Genomic DNA, 25,076 nt, shown 5'->3' on the forward strand with positions numbered 1-25,076 from the left:
CGCGATGGGTGTAGACGGGGCGAGCGCGACGGGCACGGACGCGGCCGACGCCCTCGCGACGGGCGGGCGACTGGCGGTCGTCGACCGCGTCTGCTACGCGCTGTTCGCGCGCCACGCGAGCGACCGGCGGCACGACGCCGACCGGAAGCGGTACCGCGGGACCGCGCTCGGCACCGGCTTCGAGACGTACCTCGCGCGGGCGTACGCCTGCTCGTGGGTCGTCGCGGTCGCCGCCTTCTTTCCCGCGCTGGTCGTCGCGACCGGCGCCGCGCCCGCGGTCGCGGCCGCGGTCGAGGCGCGGTTCGGCGCGGCGCTGCTCTCCGCGGGGTCGACGGCGGTGCCCGCGCCGACGCCGGACTCGGTCGGCCCGCTGCGCACGGACCACGCCGCGCTGCTCGTCGCCCTCGGGGTCGCGCTCCTCGCGAAGCGCGCGACCGTGGCGGCCGCCGGACTCGGCCTCCGGTGGGTCGTGGCGACGCGCCGGACCGACATCGAGCGCACGCTCCCCGGGGCGGTGCGGTACCTCGAACTGCTCTCCTCCGGGAGCGACGAGCCGCGGGCGATGCTCCGGAAGGCGGCCGACGGCGACGCGTACGGCGCCACCGCCACCTCACTTCGGAAGGCCCTCAACGCGGCCCGGCTCGCGGGCAGCCTCGACGAGGGGCTCCGACGCGTGGCGCGGGACACGCCCTCGCGAGAGCTGCTCGCCCCGTTCCTGCTGAAGTTCCGGAAGCGCGCCGCGGCGGGCGACGAGGCGCTCTCCGAGTTCCTCGCCACTGAGCGCCGCATGCTCTCCCACCGGCAGGACCGCGCTCGGAAGCGCGCCCGCCGGTTCCTCGAACTGCTCACCGAGCTGTTCGTCGCCGTGCTGGTGTTGCCGGCGCTGCTCGTCATCGGGGCGACCGCGCTGTCGGTGGTGATCCCCGAGCTGCTCCCGCCGGTCGCGACGCCGGTCGGCGTGGTCCCGACGCGGGCGGTGGTGCTGTACGGCGCGGTGGCGTTCCTCGTCGCGTTCGGTCTCGCGGCCGCGGTCGCGGTCGGTACGCTCCGGCCGCCGAGCCAGCGGGCGAGCTACGAGACGCCGACGAGCCCGCGGGCGGTCCTCGCGACGGCCGGACGCAACCCCGCCAGCACGGCGGTCGTCGCCGCGGGGCCGGCGGTCGCGGTCGCTGGCTGGCTCGCGCTCGCGGGCTACACGCTCGTCAACGTCGTCCTCGTCGGGTACGCGGCCTTCGCGGTGCCGGTCGGGATCGTCGCGGCGCGGCGCACCCGGATCGACGACGCGAAGGACCGCGAGCTGGCCGACTTCGTCCACGCCGTCTCCGGGCACGTCGCGCAGGGGCGCCCGCTCGAAGCGGCGGTCGCGGCGGTCGCGCGCGACGTCGACCTCGGCGTGCTCAACGACGACGTGGCCGACCTCGCGTTCGCGCTGCGGTCAACGACGGCGCCCGAGAGCGCGGCCGCGGCGACCGGTTCGGAGACCGGCGGCGCCGAGGAACCGGCCGCGGGCGACGTCCGCGGGGCCGCGATCGAGCGGTTCGTCGACCGCGTCGACACGCCGCTGGCGACGCGGACGCTCGGACTCGTCACTGGCGCGCTCGACGCCGGGGGGGGACGCCGACGCCGTCTTCGAGACGCTCCGGATCGAGGTCGGGCGGCTGTACAGCGAGCAGCGCGCGCTCCGCTCGGCGATGCAGCCGTACATCGCGGTCGGGTGGGCCGCGGCGGTCCTCGTCGCCGGCGTCGTCGCGGTCGTGAACACGCAGGTCGTCGACGCCGCGCGCCTCGCGGAGATCGCGGCCGCCTCGGAGGCGGTGACGGAGCCGGAGGGCGTCTACCCCGAACTGGAGCGCTTCCGGCTGTACGTCGTCACGCAGGCGACGGTGCTGGCGTCGGGGTGGTTCGCCGGCACCGCCGCGCGGGGGCGGTACGCCGCGCTGCTCCACTCGGGCGCGCTCGTGGCGTGCTGTTACGTCGTGTTCACGGTCGGCGGGTTGGTGTGAGGTCGCGCCGGGGGCGGGTAAGCGGTGCGCCGGGGAATCGGTGCGCCGACGCGAGGCTTTTCAGCGCCGCTCGCGTATCCTCTGGCGTCATGGACGAGAAGACCGCCGACCTCCGCGACCTGTTCGTCGACGCCACCGGCTCGGAGACGGTCACCGAGGAGCAGGCCGCCGAGCGCGGCACGCTCGTCGACCGCGACGACGAGGCGGTCGGCGAGGCGCTCCGCGAGCTCGTCGCCGCGATGCGCGAGCGGTACGGCTTCTCGACGGACCTCGGCGACGAGGCGTACGTCCTCGTCGCCCGCGGCCGGTTCGAGGAGGCGGACGACGGGGCGGTCGCCGCGGCGCTCCGGGAGGCCGACGACCTCGATGTCGACGGGGAGATCGACGCCGAGACGGTTCGCAAGGCGCGACTCGACCTCCATCTCGTGCGGGAGTCGGACCGAGAGGTGGACGGAAACGCGTTCGCGTACGCCGACCTGAAGCGGCTCACCGCCTCCGGGAACTCGATCGTGGAGTGCGCCGAGGAGCTGGGCGCCCAGCCCGACGTCGTCGCCCGGTACGCCGCGGTGGCGCGCACCGACATCGCTTCGACCCGGGCGAACGACCGCTTCCGCGACGCGTTCCGCGACCTGCTCACCGACGCCGACATCGAGGGATCGCTCGCGAGCGACGCCCGCAAGGACGGGCTGAAAGAGGCGACCGAGGACATCGAGACGGACGTTTCTTTGTAAGTGACTTCTCGCGGATCGTCGGAGAACACCTCCAAAACCCCAGCCGCTCGGTGATGCGCAGTTACTGTTGCGACTAACACCTCCAAAGCCCCAGCCGCGAGGACTCGCACGACTCGCTGCGCTCCTCGGTCGCTCACTCCGTTCGCTCCCTGCGGTGCTTACGTCGTCGGGCTTCGTCCTCGCGACTGCCCCTTTGAGTCCCACCCCGCACCGCACAGCGACCGCACCTCACGCCTCCCCAGCCTCGTCGCTCACGCCCTGCGGGCGTTCGCGACTCCCTCGCGCGTGCTCCTCGCGGCCGCCTTCGGCGGCACGCTCGGTGGCACGCGCCACCGCACCGCCGTCGTTCATTTATAAACGATAACTCGGCCATTCCTCGCGTGACCCTCGTCCCGTTCAGCGACCTGGCCCGCGCGGCGTACTGCCCCCGACAGCTCTACTACGTGCGGCGCGACGACGAGCGAAGCGTGCCCCCGAAGGCCCGCGAACGCATCGACCTCGCCTTCCGGTACGACGAACTGGTCGACGCGCCGGACCGGGCGCTGCGGCAGCTTCCGCTCCACCGATCGCCCGCCGCGTACCGCCGAAACCTCGACTCGCTGCGCGAGCGCGACGAGTACGACCGGCTCGTCGACCCCGCGAGCGAGCGCGGGTTCCTCTCGGGGAAGGACTGTCACGGCACCGTTCACAAGGTGCTGGAACCGGGCGACGGGCCGACCGATTCCGACGGCTCCGAGTCGTCGCCGCCGCCCGTGCCGACGCTCGTCTCCTCGGGCGAGCCGCCCGAGAACGGCGTCTGGGAGCCGCAGGCGGTCCGCGCGGTCGGCCTCGCGAAGGCGCTCGCGTGGGAGCGCGAGCGGGAGGTCGACCGCACCTTGGTCGAGTACCCGGCGGCCGGCGTCGTCCGCGAGGTCCGGCTTACGCTCCGGAAGAAGGCCGCGTACCGCAGGGCGCTCCGCGCGGCGCGGTCGATCGACGGCCCGCCGCCGCGCGTCGACGACGATCGGTGTGACGCCTGCGACTACGCCGGCGAGTGCGGGACCCGGCGGCGGTCGCTGCGGTCGCTGCTGGGCTGAGGCGGCGGTCGCTTCGGGAAACGCCCGTCGCCGTTACGGCGAAAACGTTGTGCCGCACTCTGTACAGGTGAACCGGAACCGTCCCTCGTCGGTGAGTTCGGTGTCGTGGACGCGCTCGCCGTCGCACTCGCGGCACTCGACGATCGACTCGATCCGGTCCCAGTCGTGGCGCGCGCCCGGGGCGCCGATCGCCCACGCCACCACCTCCTCGTCGGCGTCCTCGGGGACGAACCCGGACTGAAACTCGCCGGGCGAAAAGCGGATCAGTTCGTCCGGGCCGACCTCGACGCGGTCGCGCTCGCGGCCGACCTCGAACGTCGCGGTTCCGTCGAGCACGTAGAAGATCTCCTCTTGGTCGCCGTGGGTGTGGAGGCCGCCCGAGAACGCGTCCCCGGGCGCGAGCTCGAAGTAGTTCATCGCGACGTGGTCCGCGCCGAGCGCGCGCGACCGGCTTCCGGAGGTCGTGGACGTCCATGGGGTTCGTGACGACGTCGACGTCGTCGATCGCGACTCGCTCCATGCGGGCCGATCGCAGGGGGATCTCCTAACGGTGTCGCCGACTCGCGCCGAGAGATCCTCGGCGATCCCCGGGGCCGCACCGAAGATCGGTCGGCCAAACCTGACGCGACCCGGCAGTTTATACGTGTGTACACTGTTCGCACGGGTACGAATGACGCGAGACGAACGCGTTCGTTCGGAGGATAGAGGAAGTCGCCTCACGGCGGCTGGCCGCGAAATTCTCCGGCGATAACGACTCCGGGGCACGACCGCCCCGCGGCGGCACCGACCCCACGACCACCGACGAGCCGACGGACTCCCTTTTGACCCGAACCACACTCACCGACCGCGACGAGGTACAGCTGTTAGACACGACGCTGCGCGACGGCGAACAGATGCCGGGAGTCTCCCTGACCCCCGGCGAGAAGGTCGACGTCGCCCGCGAGCTCGACGCCGCCGGCGTCCACCTGATCGAGGCCGGCTCGGCGTGCACCTCGGAAGGCGAGCGGGAGGCGATCCGGAGGGTCGCCGAGGAGGGGTTGGACGCGACGGTGACGAGCTTCGCCCGCGGCGTGAAACGCGACGTCGACCACGCGCTCGACTGCGGCGTCGACGGGGTGAACCTCGTCGTCCCCGCCTCGGACAAACACGTCGAGACGAAGGTGGGGTCGACCCGCGACGAGGTCGTCGAGACGACGGTCGAGCTCGTCGAGTACGCGAAGGACCACGGGCTGTGGGTGGAGGTGCTGGGCGAGGACGGCTCGCGCGCCGACCTCGACTACCTCGAACGGCTGCTCGGCGCCGGCCTCGACGCCGGCGCGGACCGGATCTGCTACTGCGACACAGTCGGGGCGGCCGACCCCGAGCGCACCGCGGACGTGGTCTCGCGGCTGGCGGAGCTCGGGCCGACGAGCCTCCACACCCACGACGACCTCGGGTTCGGGCTGGCGAACGTTCACGCGGGCCTGAAGGCGGGCGCCGACACCGTCCACGGCACCGTCCTCGGCGTCGGCGAGCGCGCGGGCAACGTCGCGCTCGAAGAGGTCGCGGTCGCGCTCGGCGAATCGTACGGCGTCGACACCGTCGAACTCGCGCGGCTCTACCGGCTCTGTCGAACCGTCTCGGAGGCGACCGGCGTCGCGCTCCCGCCGAACAAGGCCGTCTGCGGCGCCAACGCCTTCGCCCACGAGTCCGGCATCCACACCGACGGCACGCTGAAGGACGGGACGATGTACGAGCCGTACCCGCCGGAGACGGTCGGCCGCGAGCGACGGCTCGTCCTCGGCAAGCACGCTGGGCGCGCCGGCGTGAAGGCCGCACTCGCCGAACACGACGTCGCGGTCGACGACGACGAGCTCCGCGAGGTCGTCGCCCGCGTGAAGGAGCTGGGCGAGCGCGGCAAGCGCGTCACCGACGCCGACCTGCTCGCGATCGCCGACGACGTGCGGGGCCGCGAGCGCGAGCGCCACGTCGAACTCGTCGACCTCTCGGCGACCTCCGGCGGCAACCTCCCGACCGCCTCGGTCCGGCTCCGCGTCGGCGACGACGAGCGCGTCGCCTCCGGCACGGGCGCCGGGCCGGTCGACGCCGGGCTGGAGGCGGTGCGCGCGGCGCTCGCGGGCGACGAGGGCGAGTCCGGAGGGGAGGGGACGGCCGACGGCGACGGCGTCGCCTTCGACCTCGACTCCTACCACGTCGACGCGATCACGGGCGGAACCGACGCGGTCGTCACCGTCGAGGTCGACCTCTCGCGGGGCGACCGCTCCGTGAGCGTCTCGGCGTCGGACGCGGACATCACCCGGGCGAGCGTCGTCGGGATGGTCGACGGGCTCGACCGCCTGCTGGCGGCGGAGGCGGACGCCGCGGGGGCCGAGCCGGGCGCGGTCGCCGACGACTGAACGGAGCGACGGTCCGGCGTCGACGGCGGAGATTTATATCTGTTCCCACCGTACGTGGGAATATGCCGAAAGTGGACGCGAAGGGCCGCGTCGTACTCCCGCAGGCGATCCGGGATCGGCTCGACATCGCGCCGGGAACCGAAGTCGAGGTCCGAGAAGAGGACGGTGAGGTGGTGATACGACCCGAGGACGACCCGGACCGAATCGTCGAACGGTTGGAACGACTGGTCGAGGAAACCGCGTCGCGACCCGAAGCGACCGCGCCGCTCGGCGACGAGGGCGACCCCGATCCGATCGCACGGAGACACCGGGACGCGATTCGGCGAGGAGCAGAGACGGGAGGAGCCGCGGAGACCGCCGAGACGGAGCCGGAAGACGATTCGGCGGAGCGGGACGGGACGGATGAGTGACGCCGGCGGCCCGTACCTGTTCGACGTCGGCGTGATTGCGCTCGCGCACACCGACGCCCCCGTCCGAGACGCCGCGCTCTCGTACGTTCGCGACGCGATCGCCGGCGAGATCGACGCCGTCGTTCCGTATCCGGCCGTGTACGGGGCACACACCGTTCTGACGGCGTACTACGGCCGGTCCAACGCGGACGCCTCGCGGCTCCTCTCGAACTTCCTGGACGCGAAACGGATCCACTGGCACGACCGACTCCCGGAAGCGACGGTTCGCGGCGGCCTCGACAGAGCCGCCGACGCGAACGTCGGGGGCTGGGACGGTTACTACGCACAGGTCGCGATCGAAGAGGGAGCGGCGACCGTGTTGACGATCGACGACGACTTCGAACGGTTCGACGCGTTCGAAACCGAGGTGATCCTCTCCCGAGAGGAGTTCGAGACCCTGAACGAGTACCTCCGGGAGTGAGCGCGCCGGCGTCTGACGAGGTTTTTACCCGAGGGCGCCCGATCGCCGGGTGTGAGCGTCGTCGTCGCCATCAAACCGTCCGCGCGCAAGCGGAACGCGAAGGTGGGCCGGCTCGTCTTCGAGGACGGGACGCGGCACGCCTTCGAGAGCCGCGCGGCCGCCGAGCGGTGGGCCGACGACCTCTCGGCCGGCGACGGCCACGTCTGGGTCGCGAGCGCGCATCCCCGCGACGGCGACGACGCCGACTGTTACCTCGTCTCGCGGGCGACGAACGCGAAGCTGGAGGCGGCCTACGACAAGCGTCGGCGCCGTCTCAGGGGCGATCCGGCGCCGGAACAGGAGTCGCTCGGCGGCGAGCCCTGACCGGAGAGCCGCGTCCGCGGGGAGCGGGCTACTCGTTCGCCGGCCGGTCGCCGACGACGTCCCCTTCGAAGCCGGCGACCGCCTCCATCACGGCTTCGCGGTCGGCGTCGTCGACGTCGAAGGTCCTCAGCGCCTCGTCGAGGTGCGCCGCGACCGCATCGAACTCCGCGGGCGTGATAGCCAGGTCCTCGTGAGCGGTCGCCATCTCGTCGCCCTCGTATCGCATCGGGCCGTCGGTGACGGCGCTCAGGAACTTGGTCTGGTGCGAGCGCTGCTCGGCCATGTCGACGCCGTCGAAGTGGTGGCTCACCCGGTCGTCGTCGAGCACGCGGTCGTAGAACTCCTCGACGACCGCGCCGATGGCCGGTTCGCCGCCGAGGCGGTCGTACAGCGTCTCGTTCGACATACGTCGGTGACGACCGCCGGCCGTATCACTGTTCCCCTCGACGGACCGCAGCGCGGGGCGACGGCGGCGCAGCGGCGCGTTCGCTCGGGTCGCGATCGGTCAGGAACGCACGACCAGTCGAGACTCGCGACCGGCCCGAACTCACGGCGAGTCGTCCGCGCGCGGACCGTCGCCGGACGCGGCGTCGGGCTCCGGGCCGGAGCCGCGCGCGTCCATCATGTCGGCCGCCCGGCTCGCCCACCCGGAGTGGCGGAAGCCGACGGCGACGAGGAGCGCCATCCAGACGTACGCGGCGGAGACGCCGACGTACGCGCCCGTCGGGCCGAACCCGGCGGTGCGGCCGAGCAGCCACGACAGGCCCAGAAACAGCCCGAACATGCCCGAGACGCGCGCGACAAGGGGGATCCGCGTCTCGCTGGCGCCCTGTAGCGACCCGGAGAGCGCGGAGAAGCAGGCGAGGGCGGCGCCGGCGACCCCGTACACTCGCGCGAAGTTGACCGCGGACGCGACCGTCGCCGCGTCGTCGGTGAACACCGGCACGATCCGCGGCGCGGCGACGACGAGCCCGAGCCCGATCGCCCCGACGGTGATCACGCCGAGGCTCGCGACGGCCCACCCGTTGAACCGCGCGGCCTCAGGGTCGCCCTCGCCGAGCGCCTGCCCGACCAGCACCGACGCCGCGACGTTGTACCCGCGCGAGAGGGGGCCGGTCACCTGCTGGTAGACGCGGCGGCCGATCTGGAAGCCGGCGTTGACGGTCTCGCCGAACCCGAGCAGGAGGGCGTTGAACGGGAACTCCGCGATCTCGGAGCCGAACCCCTCCAAGACGCGGGGCGCGCTCACGACGAGGAGCTGTTTCGCGATCGTGAGGTCGCGCGGCCACGCGAAGCTCGCGTCGGTCCACGACCCCCAGATGGCGAGACAGAGCAGCCCGGCCGTCAGGACGTTCGCGCCCGCGGTCGCGAGGCCGACGCCGAGGACGTCCAGCCGCGGGAGGCCGAAGAGTCCGAGTCCGAGCACGACAGAGCCGACGATGTTGACGGAGTTGGCGGCGATGTTGACGTACATCGGGGTCCGCGTGTCGCCGGTCCCCTGAAGCGCGCGGGCGCCGACCAGGGCGACGTGGCGAGCGGGGGCGGTCGCGAACACGACCGCGAGGTACGTCGAGCCGAGGTCGACGACGGCGGGCGAGGTCTCCTCGCCGACGAGCCGACCGAACACGTCGATCGCGAACTCGCCGAAGAGGAATCCGAAGAGGACGAACGGGACCCCCGCGAGCGCGCCGAGCAGGATCGCCTGCGTCACCGCCTCGTCGCGGTTCCCCGCCGCGCCCGCGCCGGTGTCCTGCGAGGAGAGCGCGATCGCGCCGCCGCCGAGCCCGAGCCCGATCCGCAGCGGGAAGCGGGCGTACAGGTCCGCCAGCCCGATCGCGACGACCGCGGCCGGCGAGAACAGCGCGGTGACGAGGATGTCGGTCGTCCGCATCGCGGTGCGGAACGTCTGCTCGGCCATCACGGGCCACGCGAGCGAGAACACGCGCTTCCAGACGCGCCGCAGCCGCGGGAAGTCCATCTGATCGCGTTCGACGGCCCGCCGCGGTTTTTACGTGTCGGAGCCGGCCGAGCCGGCCGGTGCGTGCTGAAGCGTCACCGCGAACCGCGCGCCGCCGAGGCCCGACTCGCCGGCGTCGAGCGAGCCGCCGTACGCCTCGGCGAGCGTGGCGGCCAGTCGCAGCCCGCTGACGTTCCCACCGTTCGGGCCGTCGGTCCCGTCCTGAGCGCGGCCGTCGGCGAAGAACGAGCCGTCCCGGATCTCCGAGGGGAGGCCCGGACCGTCGTCCTCGACGACGAGGACGACCTCGTCGTCCCCGCCCGACACGTCGCCGTCGCCCTGAAACGCGGCGCCGGCTCCGCCGACCCGGAGCGTGACGCGGACGGCGACGTCCGGCCCGGCGTGTTCGACCGCGTTCTCGACGAGGTTGTGGACGATCGAGCGCACGCCGTCGTTGGCCGCGACGGGGGCCGTCTCCGGGAGGTCGGTCTCGACGGTCACGCCCTCCTCGTCGGCGACGCTCGACAGCACGTTCCGGGTCATCTCCGCGAGGTCGACGCGGCTGGTGTCCGCGTCGCCGAGGATCGCGTCCGCGACCGCGCTCGTCGCCTCGATGCGGTCGAGCCCCTCGTCGGCCTTCGCGGCCACGGTCGCGGCGTAGTCGGTGCCGGTGGTGCCGGTGGTGCCGTCGGTACCGGTGGCGTGGTCGTCGGCGTCGGCGAGCAGATCGGCGTAGCCGCGGATCGTCGAGAGGTCGTTGCGGAGGTCGTGACGCAGGAGGTGGTTCACGAACGAGACGGCCCGGACCGCGTCCCGCGCGCGGCGGGTCTCGGCGGCCTGCCGAACCGCGTAGTACCCGGCGATCGCGCCGCCGAGACTCCCGGCGCCGGCGGCGACGAGCATCGGGAACAGCGGCTCGACGAGCGGCCGCCCCTCGAAGACGCGGACGGCGAGCGTGGCGGCGAAGGCGGCGACGGCGAGGACGATTCCGGCGGCGGTCCACCGCGCCACCCGCCACTCCTCGGCCCGAGAGAGGTCGCGCGCGGCGATCCGACGCCCGGCGACGACCACCCCGACCGCGATCCCGCCGTCGAGCGCCAGCGCCAGCAGCGGCCCCGTGGAGGACCGATAGCGTCGATTTCGGTGCCGTGGTGAACGACCGCGGCGACGAGAATCCCGGCGCCGAGCGCGGAGACGGCGTGATGGCCGCGCAGCCTCGACATTACGGGCGGAACAGACGAAGCGAGTAAAATCGTTCCGGATTCGGTGAGCGACCGGCGACGGAGCGGCCGACGCGCGGTCGGCGACGCGGGAGCGACGTCGGGGCGTCTCGCGGTCGCGGATCCGGGTGCGGTCGGAGCCCGAGCGCGGACAGACCCCGATCGGCCGAACGTTGAAGCCCGCGAGCGACCCATCGGCGCCATGGACGTCTTCGTCTACGGGACGCTGACCGAGCCGGAGCGGGTCGCCGAGGTCGTCGACTCGTTCGTCTTCGTCGGGCCCGCGACGCTCGACGGACTCCAGTTATTGGAGGGACGGTACCCGACGCTCGCGCCGGGCGGCGAGACGGCCGGGCGGCTCCTGCGGACCGAAGCGGTCGACGCGCTCGACGCGTACGAGGACATCGACGGCGGCCTGTACGTCCGCGAGACCGTCCCGCTCGACGCGCCGGACGGGTACCCGGAGACCGCCGCGGTGTACGTCGGCGACCCCGACCGCCTCGACGCGGACGCGACGTGGCCCGGGACCGGGCCGTTCCCGGACCGGGTCAGGTCGGTCCTCGACGACCGCGACGTCCGGGTGCGGTTGACTCCCCGAGATCCCGTCTGACGGGCGGATGACGGCGCCGCTGTCGTGCGGTTTTACTTTCGCTCTGGTAGCCTCACCTTTTTATGTTCACGCCGCCTCCCTTCACTCGCACGTCACACGCGTGCATTCCCCCTTTACTCACCGCGAGCCGCCGGGCCGTCGATACGGAATCGCAACACCGACCGGCGCGGCCGCCGCCCGGGTCGCCGAGACCGACCGGAACCGATTACCGGCCGGCGCGGCGACGAGGTGGCATGCTCAGTCTTGCCGACATCCGCGAGGCGCGCGAGCGGGTCTCGGGCGTCGCCCGGCACACGCCCCTAGAGCGGTCGCGCTCGTTCTCGGAGATGAGCGGCGCCGACCTCCACCTCAAGCTGGAGAACTTCCAGCGCACCGGCGCGTTCAAGATCCGCGGCGCGATGAACCGGATCGAGACGCTCTCCGACGCCGAGCGCGAGGCGGGCGTCGTCACCGCGAGCGCCGGCAACCACGCGCAGGGCGTCGCGCTGGCGGCGAGCCGCGCGGGCGTCGACGCGACCGTCGTGATGCCGAAGTTCGCGCCCGTCTCGAAGGTGAAGGCCACCCGCGGGTACGGCGCGAGCGTCCGCTTGGAGGGCGTCGACTACGACGAGGCGCAGGCGTACGCCCACCGGCTAGAGCGCGAGGAGGGGCTGACCTACGTCCACGCGTTCGACGACCCGGTCGTGATGGCGGGGCAGGGGACGCTCGGTCTGGAGATCGTCGACGACTGCCCCGACCTCGACACCGTGGTCGTCCCGATCGGCGGCGGCGGCCTAATCTCCGGGGTCGCGGTCGCGATAAAGGAGCAGCTGCCGGACGCCCGCGTCGTCGGCGTTCAGGCCGAGGGCGCCGCCTCCGCGGCGAAGTCGCTGGAGGCGGGCGAGGTCGTCGAGATCGACGGCGTCGACACGATAGCCGACGGGATCGCGACGCGCGCGGTCGGCGAGGAGACCCTCGAAGTCATGGCGGAGTACGTCGACGAGGTCGTCACCGTCGACGACCGCGAGATCGCCTTGGCCCTCACGCTCCTCTTGGAGCGCGCGAAGACGCTCGTCGAGGGCGCGGGGGCGGTCGCGCTCGCCGCCGTCCTCTCCGAGGCGTTCGAGTACGACGACGGCGAGACGGTCGTCGCCGCGCTCTGCGGCGGTAACATCGACCTCAATCGCCTCGGCACCGTGGTCCGCCGCGGACTGGTCCAGATGGGTCGGTACCTCAAGATCACGATCGATCTGAAGGACCGGCCCGGCGAGCTGGAGCGCGTCTCCAGCATCGTCGCGCGCACCGGCGCGAACGTGTACGCGGTCCACCACGACCGCACCTCCCGCGACGTGGCCGTCAACGCAGCCGAACTCGAACTCGAATTGGAGACCGACGACGCCGAACACGCCGCCGACATCGTCGACGCGCTCGAAGCCGAGGGGTACGAGGTCGAGATCCTGTCGTGAGGCGGGGGCGACTACTTATAAATAGGACCGCAGTGGCGCGCGCCTCCGAGTAGCCGCCGAAGGCGGCCGCGAGGAGCACGCGCGCGGTCGCCGGCGCTATGCGCCGGCTGCCAGAGTGACCTTCGATCCCCCGCTGGAGTCGCGAGCGGTTGGGCGACCGAAGGGAGCCCAGAGGGAGCGACGAGGCTGGGGAGGCGTGAGGTGCTGTGCGGTCGCGGTCGAGCGGGACTCGAAGCGGCAGTCGCGGGGCGGTGTCCGTGTCGATCGGTCGCTTATAATCGATCACCACATCGTCCAGCCGAGCGACTGGGGCTTCGGCGGTGTGAGCCGCTGCCACGACTCACTCCGATGCGTTCGCGGCGTCGTTCGTCGGTTCCGAGGCCGAGACGCTTCCGCTCACGCTGGTCGATCCGCCGAGGAGGGAGTGCTCCGACTCGCCGCGCAGCGTCGTGATCGTCTCGCCGTCGTGTTTCACGATCAGGGTCCAGGGATCGTCGCCGGCGGGAACTCGCATCGTGCCGTTGTAGCGGACGACGCCCGAACACGACCGGGACGCGGTTCCGGCCTCCTCGGTCGGAACGTCGAGGGCGTAGGCGGACTCGTTCACCCGCTCGAACGTCGGGCCGCCGACGGCGTACGAGGGCCCCGGCAGGGAGACGTTCCGAGCGTACGTTATCTCCGTGTTGTCGGGACCGGCAGACACCGCGGTCGAACTGTTGGCCGCGAACCCGTCGGGACAGCGGACCTCGTCGGTGTCGAAGTGAAGCAGCGCCGGCGGATCGCTCGCTCCGCCGAGGAGGCCGCCCGGCCCTCCCGACGCGGGACCGGCGAGGGCGACGGCGCTACCGGTCAGAAACAACGCGAGCGCGGCGACGACGACCAGACCACGTCCGTTCATCACGGGTCGAACGACGGAGGCGCCGCGGATAGTCCCGCGTATAACGCAAAGAGGGGTTTGAGTCACCGAGCGCCTCACCGGTGCGGACGGAGCCGTCGGGGGTGAGCCGAACGCGACGGAACGGACGGACCGCGGCTCAGTCGTCCGCGGCCGCGGCGTCGACCTCGGGCTCGTACAGCTCGCCGGCGCGCTCGCGGTCGGAGAGGTACTCGTCGGCGTCGAGCGCGGCCTTCACGCCCATGCCGCTCGCGGTGGCCGCCTGCTGGTAGTGGAAGTCGACCACGTCGCCCGCGCCGAACAGGCCCTCCACGCCGGTTCGGGTCTGTCCGCCGCCGCGGCCGCCCTCGGTGATCAGGTAGCCGTCGTCGTCGGTCTCGATCCCGGTCCCTTCGAGGAAGTCCGTGTTCGGCGTGTGGCCGATGGCGTAGAAGACGGCGCCCACGTCGAACGCGTACTCGTCGACCTCGTCGGCGGTCGCCGGGTCGTCCAGCTTCTCGGTGGGGTGTCCGGCGGGGTGCTCCACCAGCGTCACGGACTCGATCCCGTCCTCGGGCGTGCCGTGGATCTCGGTGAGCTCGGTGTTCAACAGGAGCTCGATCTCCCCGTCGTCGACCTTGTCCATCACGCGCTCGATCCACACGTCCTCGGCGCGGAACTCCTCGCGGCGGTGGGCGATGTACACCGTGTCCGCGAACTTCGTCAGGAAGTTCGCCTCCTCCATCGCGGCGTCGCCGCCGCCGACGACGAGCATGTCCTCGTCGCGGAAGAACGCGCCGTCGCAGGTCGCACACGTCGAGAGCCCGTACCCCATCAGTTCGTCTTCACCGGGGACGCCGAGCGTCCGGGCGCTGGCGCCCGACGCGGCGATGACGGCGTCGGCGGTGTAGACGTCGCCGTCCGAAAGCGCGACGCGGAAGTGGCCCGCGGGCTCCTTCGAGACGTCCTCGATGACGCCGTTGCGCGACTCGGCGCCGAACTTCGTCGCCTGTTCTTTCATGTCGTTGATCAGGCTCGGCCCGGAGATCCCCTCGGGGAAGCCGGGGTAGTTCTCCACGTCGGTCGTCAGCGTGAGCTGACCGCCCGGCTCGTCGCCCTCGATGAGCAGCGGTTCGTTGTTGGACCGCGCGGCGTAGATCGCCGCGGAGAGGCCCGAGATACCGGTGCCGGCGATGATCAGTCGACGGTGTTCGACGATGTCGTCGGTCATGCCCGTCAGTTGGCCGGCGCGTCGTATGTACGTTGCGACCGTTGCGCGGTTCCCGCACGACCGTCTCTCGACGGACCGCGATCGGCTCAGTCCGTCGGGAACTCCGGCGGGAGCCCGGTCGGCTGAATGGGCGCGTCGTCGAGCGCCTCGAAGAACCGGCCGGCGACGAACGCCTCGACGACGTCCGCCAGCGACTCCGACTCGGAGACCTCGCTCAGGATGCCGAGCGGCACCTGCGCGCCGGCCATCGCGGCGTGGCCGCCGGCGGAGCCCACCGGGTCGAGCGCGTCGCGGAGCAGCTCGCCCGCGTCGACGTCGGCGCCGCGAGCGCGGGCGGAGCCGTAGATGACGCCGTCGACGTAGCCGTAGACGAACGTCACCGTCACGCCCTCTAAATCGAGGAGGCGCTCCGCCGCCTGCGCGAGCGCGTCGCGGTCGGCGATCTCGCCGACGCAGGAGGCCGCCACCGACCCGCGGACGTCGCGGTTCTCGATGGCGGCCGCGAGGACGCGCAGCGTCTCGGGGCTCACGCTCGGGCTCTCGACGCGTTCGAGCGTCGACTCGTCGGCGTGCGCGAGCAGCGCGGCCGCCGCCTCGAAGTCGTCGATGGCGGTCGCGCGCGTGAAGTCCTTCGTGTCGATCCGGATCCCGTACAGAAGCGCCGTCGCGAGGTCGCGCTCCGGCGCGATCCCGTACCGCGAGAGGTACTCCGCGATCAGCGTGCTCGTCGCCCCGACCGCCGGGCGGATGTCGACGAACGACCCCGCGACCGGCCCGCGCGGCGGGTGGTGGTCGACGACGACGTCGACCGGGTGGTCCTCGGGGAGGCTGTCGTTGATCCCCGCGCGGGAGTGGTCGACCAGGGCGACGCCCCCGTACGCGTCGAGGTCGACCTCGTCGAACGACCGGAGCCGGATGTCGAGGAGGTTCACCATCGCGCGGTTCTCCTGGTGGGCGATCTCGCCGCCGTAGCAGGCGTCGGCGTCGACGCCGATCGACGCCGCGATCCGGGCCAGCCCGAGCGCGCTCGCGATGGCGTCCGGGTCGGGGTTGTCGTGGGCGACGACCAGCAGCGGTCCCGGGAGCGATCTGAGCGTCGCGAGCAGCCGAGCCGGCTTCTCGCCGCCGTCGTCGGCGTCCGGGCGGGAGAACCTCGCGTCGGCGCCGCGACCCTCGTCGAGGCCGACCGCCTCGAAGACGCGGTCGGCGACCGCCTCAACGGGGTCGACGACGCGGTCGGCGACCCCCTCCACCGCCGCCCGCTGTTCGTCGGTCGGCGCCGCCCCGAGGTGGGCGACGATCATCGCCTCGGGGTACCGCTCTCGGGCCGCGCGCGCGGCGGCGACGTTGCGCGCGGCGTCGTCGCTCGCGATCAGCACGACCGCGGCGCTGTCGGGGTAGCTCCCGGGGTCGGTCGGGTCGGCCTCGACGGTCGCGACGTTGCGGTCCCGCAGCGTCGACACCCAGCCGGTGTCGTCGGTGATCGCGACGAGGTCGTCGCGCCCGCCGCGCTCGTTGCGAGCGTGTTCGACGAGCGCGCTCCCGACCGCGCTACAGCCGAGCAGCAGGCGCCGGGTCATACGGGCGCGACGGGACCGCGAGCCAAAACGCTGCCGTCGGCGCGGCGGGACGCCGGGACCGGACGCCCGTTCCGGGTCACTCCGCGTCCTCGCCGCCGCGGGACGCCCCGTCGCGAAGCGACCCGTTCACCGCGGCGGCGACGTCGACCGCCGCGCGGTTCTCGGCGACGTCGTGGACCCGGACGATGTCCGCGCCGCGGTCGGCGGCGAGGGCGGTGGCCGCGACCGTCGCGTGCTCCCGGTCGCCGGCGTCGCGGCCGACCGCGCCGTACAGCGACTTGTGGGAGTGGCCGACGAGGACCGGGCAGCCGAGCGCCGAGAGCTCCCCGCAGCGAGCGAGCAGCTCGAAGTCCTCCGCCGGCGACTTGCCGAATCCGAGCCCGGGGTCGACGATGACGCGGTCGCGGTCGATGCCGGCGGTGTCGGCCAGCGCGAGCCGCTCGCGCAAGGCGTCGACGACCTCGCCGACCACGTCGTCGTACTCGGGGTCGGCGTCCGGGTCGACCGGCGCGTCGAGGCTGTGCATCACGATCACCGGGCAGTCGGCGTCGGCGACGACCGACCGCATCTCGGGGTCCTCCAGCCCGGTCACGTCGTTGATGACGTCCGCGCCCGCGTCGAGCGCCGCCTCGGCGACCGCCGGCTTCCGCGTGTCGACGGAGACGAGGACGTCTCCGGCCTCGACCGCGGGCACCGACCGAATCGCCTCGATCGTCGGGACGACGCGTTCGATCTCCTCGTCGACGGGGACGGGCTCCGCGCCGGGGCGCGTCGACTCCCCGCCGACGTCGACGACGTCGACCCCGGCGTCGACCATCCGCTCGACGCCCGCGACAGCGTCGGCGAGGTCGGCGTGGCGCCCGCCGTCGTGGAACGAGTCCGGCGTGACGTTGAGCACGCCCATCACCGCGGTGCGGTCGGTCCACGGGAACTCGGGGGCGGACTCGTCGCCCGCTTCGGACGCCGGACTGGTCGCCGGCGAGTCGATCCCGGCCGCCGCGGCGAGGTCGGCGGCCACGCCCCCCAGTCCGCCGCCGTCGGCCGCGGCGAGCCGGTCGACGAGCGCGCGGAGTTCGGCGACGGTGCCGGCGACGGTGACGGGCACCTGCTCGCCGCCGGCCCCGCGGTCCTCGCCTGCGCCCAGTCCGCCGAGCGCCGCGTCGCCGCCGACCGCACGGGCCTCGCTCGCGACGCGCTCGGCGCGGTCGCCGCGCAGCCGGAGCGTGAGGACGCGGTGGTCGACGCCGTCGCGGTGCGCTTCGACGGTCCCCGGCGGAGCCCCGGCCGTGTCGAGCGCGTGGGCCGCGTCGTCGGCGCCGCGGACCGCCCGCTCGCGGACCGTTCGGGTCCGGGCCGCGCGGGCCTCGGCGACCGCGAACAGCGAGCCGACGAGCAGCACGCAGTCGTCGGGGGCGGCGCGGTCGACCGCGCCCGCGAGCGCGTCCGCCACGTCGCCGCCCGCCGTCACGCGGTCGACGCCCGCCGATCGCAGCGCGGCCGCGAGCACGTCGGGGTCCTCGGCGCGGTCGATGGCGGGCCGACAGGTGACCGCGGAGGCGGCGTCGGGCAGCGCCGCGGCGGTCTCCGCGTGGTCCTTGTCGTGCATCGCGGCGTACACGAGGTGGAGGTCGTCGTAGTCGTACTCGCCGAGCGTCGCCGCGAGCGTGCGCGCGGCCGCGGGGTTGTGCGCGCCGTCAAGCACCGTCAGCGGCGCCGTGTCGACCACCTCGAAGCGTCCCGGCCACGTCGCCCGCGCGAGCCCGTCGCGGACGGCGCGGTCGGGGAGCGCGTCGTCTGGCGCGGCCGCCGCTCCGGACGACGCGGCCGCCCCGTCCGGCAGCGCCGCCGCGGTCCGGTCCGCGAGCGCGACGGCGAGCGCCGCGTTCGCGGCCTGATGGCGGCCGACGAGGGGGATCCGGTAGGTTCCCTCGCGCTCGCCGGCGAGCGACACCTCGGCGTCGGTGGCGCTGACGCGGCCCTCGTAGGTCGCCGCGAGGGCGGGCAGATCGGACGAGTCCGGGTCGGACGCCCCCTCGTCGCCGGTCACCCGGGTCACCGGCGCGCCGGCCTCGCCCGCGACCTCGCGGACCACGTCGAGCGCCTCGCCCTCGCAGGCGGTGACGAACGGGGCGTCGGGGCGCGCGATCCGGGCCTTCGTGCGGGCGATTTCGCCGATCGTGTCGCCGAGGACCGCGGTGTGTTCCAGGGAGACGTTCGTGATCGCGGTCGCGACGGGGTCGACCGCGCTGGTCGCGTCGTACTCCCCGCCGAGCCCGACCTCCAGCACCGCGACGTCGACGTCGCGGCGCGCGAACTCGCGGACCGCCATCGCCGTCACGACCTCGAAGAACGTCAGCGGCTCCCCCTCGGCCGCGCGGTCGATCAGCCACGGCCGGACCTCGGCGACGAAGTCGGCGACCGCGGCCTCCGTCATCTCGCGGCCGTCGACGCGGACGCGCTCGGTGAGCGCGGAGAGGTGCGGCGAGGTGTACAGCCCGACCGACAGCCCCGCCTCCCGGAGGACCGACTCCGTCAGCCGCGCCGCGCTGCCCTTCCCGTTCGACCCGGCGATCTGGACGAACGGCACGTCCTCTTGGGGGTCCCCGAGGTGCGCCAAAAGCGCCTCGACCCGCTCCGTGCCGGGCTTGACCGAGAAGCGGCGGAGGTCGAAGAGGAACGCCGCCGCCTCGTGGTAGTGCATACGGCGTGGGTCGGGAGCGCATCGCTTAGGCGTAACGGACCGAGACGCGGCGGCCGCGAGAACGCGTCCGCCGCCGAAGAGCAACCCTTACGCGCGCGGCCCGCCGACCGGATCGCATGGACGAAACGACAGCCGAGGCGGGCGCGTCGGCCGCGTCGGCCGAGGCGTCGTCGGGCAGGGCGTCGTCGACCGCGAGCGACAGGGGTGGTCCCGCCGCCGACCCCGTCGTCGTCGGCGAAGGGGTCCGGAAGGCGTACGGCGACGTCGTCGCGCTCGACGGGGTCGACCTCGACGTCGCGGCCGGCGAGGTGTTCGGCCTCATCGGTCCCAACGGCGCCGGGAAGACGACGCTGGTGCGCGCGCTCACCGGGACGACCGCGGCCGAGGGCGACCTGCGCGTCTTCGGCGAGCGCCCCGACGAGGTCGACCCCGCCCGGGTCGGGCTGCTCCCGCAGTCGTTCGACCCGCCGGCGCGGCTCACGGCCCGCGAGCTGGTCGACTACTACGGCGGGCTCTACGACGAGGCCCGGGACACGACGGCCGTCCTCGACGACGTGGGGATGGCGGACGACGCCGACGCGTGGTACGAGACGCTCTCGGGCGGGCAGCAGCGCCGGACCTGCGTCGCGACCGCCGTCGTCAACGACCCCGACCTGCTGTTCCTCGACGAGCCGACGACCGGGATCGACCCCGCCGGGCGGCGGGCGATCCACCGCCTGATCGAGCGGCTCGCGGCCGGCGGCACGACCGTCTTCCTCACGAGCCACGCGATGGACGAGGTCGAGCGGCTCGCCGACCGGGTCGCGCTGCTGCGCGGCGGGAAGGTGGTCGCCGCCGGGGCGCCCGACCGGCTCGTGGCCGAGCACGGCGGCGACCCGCGGCTCGACGCAGCGACCGCGGAGCCGGCCGCCGAAGGCGTCGTCGAGTCGGTCGCGGTCGGCGTCCGCGACCGACTCGGGGACGACCCGACCGTCGAGGCGACCGAGGACGGGCTCCGGGTTCGCGGGGTGCGGCCCGAGGCCATCGGCGCCGCGGTCGACGCGCTCGACGAGGCCGGGGTCGCCTTCGACTCGCTCTCGTGGTCGGAGCCGTCGCTGGAGGACGTGTACCTCCGTCTCACCGGCGAGGAGTACACGCGGCGGGGCGGCGAGAGTGGGGCGGCGGCCGACGGGCGTGGCACGGCCGACGGGGGTCGCACGGCCGACGGGCGGGGGACGATCGACGGCGACGGGGGTGACCGATGACCCGCCTCGGCCGGATCCGGACGGAGGCCGTCGCGGCCACGCGCTCGTTCACCCGCCGCCGGACCGCGGTGTTTTTCACCTTCTTCTTCCCGGTAATCTTAGTCGTCATCTTTGGCGCGCTGGTGCGGACGCAGCCGACCGGGGGCGGCCTCTTCGCCGAGCCCGCGGGCTACTACATCCCGGGCTACCTCGCGGTCGTCGTCCTGTTCACGCCGCTGTCGCGTGTGGGCTCGGAGATCGCGCGCCACCGCGACGGCGGGCGGTTCGAGAAGCTGGCGACGACGCCCCTCTCCCGCGCCGAGTGGCTGCTCGCGCACACGCTCGTCAACGTCGGGATCATCGGCGCCGCGAGCCTGCTCATCCTCGGACTCGTGTTGGCGGTGACGGACGCGGCCCTGATCGTCTCGCCCGCGCTCGCCGTCCTCCCCGTCTTCGTCGCGGTCGCGGTCGCGCTGTTCTGCGGGCTCGGCGCCGTCCTCGGCGCGCTCGCGGACTCGCAGGACGGCGTGATCGCCGCGAGCAACACGGTCGCGCTCCCCCTGTTGTTCCTCTCCGAGACGTTCGTCACCCCGGCGCTGTTGCCCGAGTGGTTCCGGCCCGCGGTCGCCGCCTCCCCGCTGACGTACTTCGCGCGGGGGACCCGCGCCATCACCTTCGAGGGCGGCGCGTGGGCCGGCGATCTGCTCGTGTTGACCGCGCTCGCGGTCGGCTTCCTCGCGGTCGGCGCGTACGCGGTTCCCCGGACCGAGTGACGGCGGGAACCGCGCACGCGCCGCTCCGGAACCGTTCATTTATGGTTACAGCCCGCGCATCCGTGAACTGAGAGGGTAAGCGTTGACCACCGTTCACTTCACCTGCCCGGACTGCGCGCAGACCATCGAGGTCAACGACGAGATGCGGGAGACGATACTCCGAACCGGCTGTCCGGTGTGTACCGCGGCCGCGGCGGAGGCGGACTTCGCCGTGACCTGCGAGTGAAAGGCGTCCGGCCCGGCCGGTAGGGGCGTGTTCACACACCGCGTCCGGTTGCTGAGGCTTTTTGCGTCGACCGCGACAACCGTTCGGCGATGACGCCCGAACTCGAAGAGATGGATCTGGGAACCGTGCCGCTCGGCGGAACCGGCCTGCGGACGAGCGAGCTCCAGCTCGGCACGTGGCGGTTCGGCCGCGTGACCGAGGCGGGGAACGTCGAGATCGACGAGGAGCGCGCCCACGAGCTGCTCGACGCCTACGAGACCGCCGGCGGCCGGTACATCGACACCGCCGACGTGTACGGCGGCGGCGACTGCGAGCGCTGGATCGGCGACTGGCTCGCCGAGCGCGACCGCGAGCGCTACACGGTCGCCTCGAAGGTGTACTGGCAGATCCGCGACGGCGACCCGAACAGCCGCGGGACGAACCGGAAGAACGTCCGCCACCGCGTCGACGCCCTCCTCGACCGGCTCGACACCGACTACGTCGACGTCCTCTACATCCACCGCTGGGACGACGAGACGCCCGCCCGCGAGCTGATGAAGACGCTGAACGGGCTCGTCGAGTCCGGCAAGGTCCACTACCTCGGCGCCTCCACGCTCCGCCCGAACGCCTGGAAGGTCGCCCGCGCCAACGAGATCGCCCGGAGCGAGGGGTGGGAGCCGTTCAAAGTTCTCCAGCCGCGGTACAACCTCGTCGACCGCGAGGTCGAGGGAGATTACTTGGAGTTCGCGCGTCAGCGCAACCTCGCCGTCTCCCCGTGGAGCCCGCTCGGCCAGGGCTTCTTGACGGGGAAGTACGACCGGGACGCCGACCTGCCCGACGACTCGAAGGCCGCCGAGTCGAGCCGCTTCCAGGAGGCGTACCTCACCGAGGAGAACTTCGACGTCCACGACGAGCTCGACGCCGTGGCCGACGAGGTCGGTACCTCCCCGGCCCAGACCGCGCTCGCGTGGCTCGCGCACCGCAACGGCGTCACCGCGCCCATCGTCGGCGCGCGGACCGTCGACCAGCTGCGCGAGAACCTCGCGGCCGCGACGATCGACCTCTCGGACGAGCAGGTCGAGCGGCTGACCGCGGCCAAGCCGGGTCCGTACGACGACTTATAAACGAGTCGGGAGCGACGCCTACCGCTCGGCGCAGTACTCGACGAAGTTCCGCAGGATCGTCAGCCCAGTCTCGCCGCTCTTCTCGGGGTGGAACTGCGTGCCGAACACGTTGCCGGCCTCGTTGGCGACGACCGCGGGGAAGTCGACGCCGTAGTCGGCGGTGGCGACGACCGCGTCCGGGTCGTCGGGCTCGGCGTAGTAGGAGTGGACGAAGTAGGCGTACTCGCCGTCGACGGACCCGCCCGCGGGGCCGTCTGCCTGCGAGGTCTCCGACCCCGCTCCGTCGATCCCCGCGACGAGCGGGTGATCGCGCACCACGTCGAGCTCGTTCCACCCCATGTGCGGCACCTTCCGGTCCACGTCGAACCGGACGTTGGTGCCGGGGATGAGGTCGAGACCGGTCACCTCGCCTTCCCCCTCGTGGTCCGCCTCCTCGCTCGTCGTGAGGAGCATCTGCATGCCGAGACAGATCCCGAAGAGTGGGCGACCGGCCTCGGCGTGGTCGGTCAGCGCCTCGCGCAGCGGGCCGGCGTTCTCCATCCCCTCGCGGAACGCGCCGACGCCCGGGAGGACGACCCCGTCGGCCGCGGCGAAGGCCTCGGGGTCGTCGGTGATCTCGACCGACGCGCCCGCGCGCTCTAACCCGCGGGTCGCGGACCGGAGGTTCCCGAGCCCGTAGTCGACGACGACGACGTCCGCCAGCGTCTCCGCGGGCGGTTCGAAAGTACTCATACGTTCCCTCCGAGGGGGACGGAAAAGTCGGTTTCCCTTGCGACAGTCGGCACGCGGGGCCGGAGCGGAGGACGGGCGGGAAGACGGGGGGAAACTGGAGACAAAAACGGAGAGGAAAACGGGGACGGAAAAACGGAGCCGAAGAACGGAGCGAAAGGGCGCTCAGCTCACTTCAGCGCCGCCTCGGCCATCCGCTGCGGGAAGCCGAGGAGGAGCGCCACGAGCCCCTGCGCCTCGTCGCCCTCGCGGAGCGCCGAGCGGATCCGCTGGGAGACGATCTCCACGGAGATGATCAACACGAGGATGACGAGGATCGTCGCCATCATGTTCGTGAACCGGAAGAGCCCCTGCTGGACCGAGAGCACGTTCCCGAGCCCGCCGCCCCCGATGATGCCGAGCGAGACGGCGATCCGGACGTTGATCTCGAAGATGTACAGCGTCCACGCGATGAACGGGGTCGTCACCTGCGAGAGCATCCCGAAGGTGATCAGCTGCGGCTTGTTCGCGCCGGTCGTCTCCATCGCCTCGATCGGGCCGTCCTCGATCTCTTCGAGCTCGTCCGTGAACAGGCGACCGAGGTTGCCGACGGTGTCGGTGGCGATCGCGAGCGTCGCGGTCACCGGCCCGATCCCGCCGAGCGGGATGTAGATGAGCCCCCACACGAGCGCCGGGATGGCGCGGATGGAGGACATGAGCCCGCGGAAGATGAAGTTGAACGGGAACGGCGTCACGCGGCCCGAGCCGAGCACGCCGAACAGCAGCGCGAGCGGGAACCCCATCACGGTGCCGGCGAACCCCATCGCGAGGGTGATCCCGGCCTCGCCGAGCAGCGGCGTCTCGCCGCCGAACCCGCCCCAGATCAGGTTGCGCTCGCTGATGAACGCCCAGTAGTCGAGGAACCCGGTCGGGTCGATGAAGGGGAACGCCGGCGTGAGGAACGGGAAGAAGTCGCGCAGCGCGTTGAGAAAGTTCGGGAGGTAGTTGGGGATGTTCGCCGCGAAGAAGCCGACGGAGGTGAGCGCGTAGTAGAACAGCCCGGCGAGGACGCCGAGCCCGGCGAGCAGCACCACCGCCCGGACCCGGCGCGCGAGGACGATCTCTTCGTACCGGTCGCGAACGCTGTCGCCGTAGCTCATTGGCCCATCCCTCCGCCGGTCGCTCGGGTCGTCGACGAGTCGTCGGACCCGCCGGACGGGTCGGGGCCGTCGTCCGCCTCGCCCTCGGGCGCGAACATGCCCTCGGTGTCGATGTCGCCGTAGATCTCGTCTATCACGTCCATGTCGAACTCGTCGCGGTAGCCGTCGAACACCTTCTTGCCGTCGCGGAGCCCGATGAACCGCTCGCCGAACTTCCGGGCGAGGTTCACCTGATGGAGGCTGATGACGGCGGTCAGGTCGCGGTCGGCCGCCGCCGTCCGGAGGTAGCCCATCACCTGCTGCGAGGAGCCGGGGTCGAGGCTCGCGACCGGCTCGTCGGCCAGCAGGATCGTCGGATCCTGAACGAGCGCGCGTGCGATCCCGACGCGCTGCTGTTGGCCGCCGGACATCTGCTGGGCGTTCTGCTGGGCCTCGTTCAAGAGGCCGACCGTGTCGAGCGCGTCGAGCGCCTGGAGCTTGTCCTCCTCGCTCTGTCGCTGGAACAGCGAGTCCAGGAAGGAGTTACGGTTGAGCGAGCCGGTGAGCGCGTTCGAGTACGCGTTCATCTGCCCGATGATGTTGTGCTGTTGGAAGATCATCGCGATGTCGGGGCGGGGTTCGTCCACCGGCGTGTCGCCGATCCGGATCTCGCCGTCGGTCGGGGTTTCGAGTCCGTTCATACACCGGAGGAGCGTCGACTTTCCGGACCCGGAGACGCCGAGCACGATGACGAACTCTCCTTCCGGGACCTCGAAGGAGACGTCGTCGAGCGCGACGGTCTCGCCGAACCGCTTCGTTAGTCCATCGACTGTGATGCTGCTCATTA

General features: G+C 72.5%; 22 protein-coding genes and 2 pseudogenes. 13 read left to right on the forward strand and 11 right to left on the reverse strand.

The genetic code is table 11. The features are described from left to right. Positions 1 to 4 precede the first annotated feature (4 nt). From EXE46_RS09410 to EXE46_RS09420, 3 genes and pseudogenes are all read left to right on the forward strand, one after another. Positions 5 to 2,003, forward strand: a pseudogene (locus tag EXE46_RS09410) (type II secretion system F family protein). A gap of 89 nt (positions 2,004 to 2,092) precedes the next feature. Next, entirely contained in the window at positions 2,093 to 2,734 is a 642-nt protein-coding gene (locus tag EXE46_RS09415; RefSeq protein ID WP_137688145.1) for a hypothetical protein, read from the forward strand. Positions 2,735 to 3,114: 380 nt separating this feature from the next. Next, positions 3,115 to 3,810, forward strand: a complete 696-nt coding sequence (locus EXE46_RS09420) for a hypothetical protein (RefSeq protein ID WP_137688146.1) — start codon at positions 3,115 to 3,117, stop codon at positions 3,808 to 3,810. 33 nt (positions 3,811 to 3,843) lie between these two features. On the opposite strand, the pseudogene EXE46_RS09425 reads toward EXE46_RS09420, so the two are convergent. Continuing rightward, a pseudogene (locus EXE46_RS09425) lies at positions 3,844 to 4,330 on the reverse strand (cupin domain-containing protein). A 301-nt stretch (positions 4,331 to 4,631) separates the two neighbouring features. On the opposite strand from EXE46_RS09425, the gene EXE46_RS09430 reads away from it, so the two are divergent. From EXE46_RS09430 to EXE46_RS09445, 4 genes are all read left to right on the forward strand, one after another. Then, on the forward strand, positions 4,632 to 6,206 hold the full coding sequence (locus EXE46_RS09430) for an alpha-isopropylmalate synthase regulatory domain-containing protein (RefSeq protein WP_137688147.1): 1,575 nt from the start codon (positions 4,632 to 4,634) through the stop codon (positions 6,204 to 6,206). A gap of 62 nt (positions 6,207 to 6,268) precedes the next feature. Next, positions 6,269 to 6,616 (forward strand): AbrB/MazE/SpoVT family DNA-binding domain-containing protein, encoded by a 348-nt coding sequence (locus EXE46_RS09435; protein ID WP_137688148.1) that lies wholly within the window; start codon positions 6,269 to 6,271, stop codon positions 6,614 to 6,616. Beyond that, complete coding sequence (locus EXE46_RS09440) at positions 6,609 to 7,076, forward strand: hypothetical protein (protein WP_137688149.1); 468 nt, start codon at positions 6,609 to 6,611, stop codon at positions 7,074 to 7,076. Before EXE46_RS09435 ends, EXE46_RS09440 begins: the two co-directional genes overlap by 8 nt. Before the next feature lie 51 nt (positions 7,077 to 7,127). Further along, the gene (locus tag EXE46_RS09445; protein ID WP_137688150.1) at positions 7,128 to 7,439 is read left to right on the forward strand and encodes a hypothetical protein; all 312 of its coding nucleotides are present in this window, start codon (positions 7,128 to 7,130) and stop codon (positions 7,437 to 7,439) included. 28 nt (positions 7,440 to 7,467) lie between these two features. Here the strand turns inward: EXE46_RS09445 and EXE46_RS09450 are convergent, their stop codons facing one another. The 3 genes from EXE46_RS09450 to EXE46_RS09460 form a co-directional block, all read right to left on the reverse strand. Further along, complete coding sequence (locus EXE46_RS09450) at positions 7,468 to 7,845, reverse strand: group 1 truncated hemoglobin (protein WP_137688151.1); 378 nt, start codon at positions 7,843 to 7,845, stop codon at positions 7,468 to 7,470. A gap of 141 nt (positions 7,846 to 7,986) precedes the next feature. After that, complete coding sequence (locus tag EXE46_RS09455) at positions 7,987 to 9,417, reverse strand: MATE family efflux transporter (protein ID WP_137688152.1); 1,431 nt, start codon at positions 9,415 to 9,417, stop codon at positions 7,987 to 7,989. Between the two features lie 30 nt (positions 9,418 to 9,447). Next, the gene (locus EXE46_RS09460; protein WP_306462189.1) at positions 9,448 to 10,920 is read right to left on the reverse strand and encodes an ATP-binding protein; all 1,473 of its coding nucleotides are present in this window, start codon (positions 10,918 to 10,920) and stop codon (positions 9,448 to 9,450) included. Here EXE46_RS09460 and EXE46_RS09465 point away from each other — a divergent pair. After that, positions 10,819 to 11,226 (forward strand): gamma-glutamylcyclotransferase, encoded by a 408-nt coding sequence (locus EXE46_RS09465; protein WP_137688154.1) that lies wholly within the window; start codon positions 10,819 to 10,821, stop codon positions 11,224 to 11,226. The genes EXE46_RS09460 and EXE46_RS09465 overlap by 102 nt on opposite strands. A 233-nt stretch (positions 11,227 to 11,459) precedes the next feature. Further along, positions 11,460 to 12,671 carry a threonine ammonia-lyase gene (gene ilvA / locus EXE46_RS09470; protein WP_137688155.1) on the forward strand — a complete coding sequence of 404 codons (1,212 nt, stop codon included), beginning with the start codon at positions 11,460 to 11,462 and terminating at the stop codon, positions 12,669 to 12,671. A 340-nt stretch (positions 12,672 to 13,011) separates the two neighbouring features. Here ilvA and EXE46_RS09475 read toward each other — a convergent pair whose 3' ends face one another. The 4 genes from EXE46_RS09475 to folP form a co-directional block, all read right to left on the reverse strand. Further along, positions 13,012 to 13,569 (reverse strand): hypothetical protein, encoded by a 558-nt coding sequence (locus tag EXE46_RS09475; protein WP_137688156.1) that lies wholly within the window; start codon positions 13,567 to 13,569, stop codon positions 13,012 to 13,014. A 136-nt stretch (positions 13,570 to 13,705) separates the two neighbouring features. Beyond that, a complete protein-coding gene (locus tag EXE46_RS09480) occupies positions 13,706 to 14,776 on the reverse strand; it encodes an NAD(P)/FAD-dependent oxidoreductase (RefSeq protein WP_137688157.1) in 1,071 nt (356 codons plus the stop codon). 86 nt (positions 14,777 to 14,862) lie between these two features. Beyond that, a complete protein-coding gene (locus EXE46_RS09485) occupies positions 14,863 to 16,356 on the reverse strand; it encodes a bifunctional oligoribonuclease/PAP phosphatase NrnA (RefSeq protein ID WP_137688158.1) in 1,494 nt (497 codons plus the stop codon). A gap of 76 nt (positions 16,357 to 16,432) precedes the next feature. Continuing rightward, positions 16,433 to 19,057 carry a dihydropteroate synthase gene (gene folP, locus EXE46_RS09490; protein ID WP_137688159.1) on the reverse strand — a complete coding sequence of 875 codons (2,625 nt, stop codon included), beginning with the start codon at positions 19,055 to 19,057 and terminating at the stop codon, positions 16,433 to 16,435. A gap of 116 nt (positions 19,058 to 19,173) precedes the next feature. On the opposite strand from folP, the gene EXE46_RS09495 reads away from it, so the two are divergent. The 4 genes from EXE46_RS09495 (at position 19,174) to EXE46_RS09510 (ending at position 22,382) form a co-directional block, all read left to right on the forward strand. After that, entirely contained in the window at positions 19,174 to 20,301 is a 1,128-nt protein-coding gene (locus tag EXE46_RS09495) for an ABC transporter ATP-binding protein (protein WP_241981525.1), read from the forward strand. Beyond that, positions 20,298 to 21,053 (forward strand): ABC transporter permease, encoded by a 756-nt coding sequence (locus tag EXE46_RS09500; protein ID WP_137688160.1) that lies wholly within the window; start codon positions 20,298 to 20,300, stop codon positions 21,051 to 21,053. Before EXE46_RS09495 ends, EXE46_RS09500 begins: the two co-directional genes overlap by 4 nt. Positions 21,054 to 21,135: 82 nt before the next feature. Next, on the forward strand, positions 21,136 to 21,279 hold the full coding sequence (locus tag EXE46_RS09505; protein ID WP_137688161.1) for a zinc ribbon domain-containing protein: 144 nt from the start codon (positions 21,136 to 21,138) through the stop codon (positions 21,277 to 21,279). 89 nt (positions 21,280 to 21,368) lie between these two features. Continuing rightward, complete coding sequence (locus EXE46_RS09510) at positions 21,369 to 22,382, forward strand: aldo/keto reductase (protein WP_137688162.1); 1,014 nt, start codon at positions 21,369 to 21,371, stop codon at positions 22,380 to 22,382. A gap of 18 nt (positions 22,383 to 22,400) precedes the next feature. Here EXE46_RS09510 and hisH read toward each other — a convergent pair whose 3' ends face one another. From hisH to EXE46_RS09525, 3 genes are all read right to left on the reverse strand, one after another. Beyond that, positions 22,401 to 23,114: an imidazole glycerol phosphate synthase subunit HisH gene (hisH, locus tag EXE46_RS09515; RefSeq protein WP_137688163.1), complete on the reverse strand. Its 714-nt coding sequence runs from the start codon at positions 23,112 to 23,114 to the stop codon at positions 22,401 to 22,403. Positions 23,115 to 23,281: 167 nt separating this feature from the next. Next, positions 23,282 to 24,250 carry a phosphonate ABC transporter, permease protein PhnE gene (gene phnE / locus EXE46_RS09520; RefSeq protein ID WP_137688164.1) on the reverse strand — a complete coding sequence of 323 codons (969 nt, stop codon included), beginning with the start codon at positions 24,248 to 24,250 and terminating at the stop codon, positions 23,282 to 23,284. Continuing rightward, positions 24,247 to 25,074 carry a phosphonate ABC transporter ATP-binding protein gene (locus EXE46_RS09525; RefSeq protein WP_137688165.1) on the reverse strand — a complete coding sequence of 276 codons (828 nt, stop codon included), beginning with the start codon at positions 25,072 to 25,074 and terminating at the stop codon, positions 24,247 to 24,249. Before EXE46_RS09525 ends, phnE begins: the two co-directional genes overlap by 4 nt. Between the last annotated feature and the right edge of the window lie 2 nt (positions 25,075 to 25,076).

This window comes from Halorubrum sp. GN11_10-6_MGM, assembly GCF_005435165.1.
Taxonomy (GTDB): domain Archaea; phylum Halobacteriota; class Halobacteria; order Halobacteriales; family Haloferacaceae; genus Halorubrum.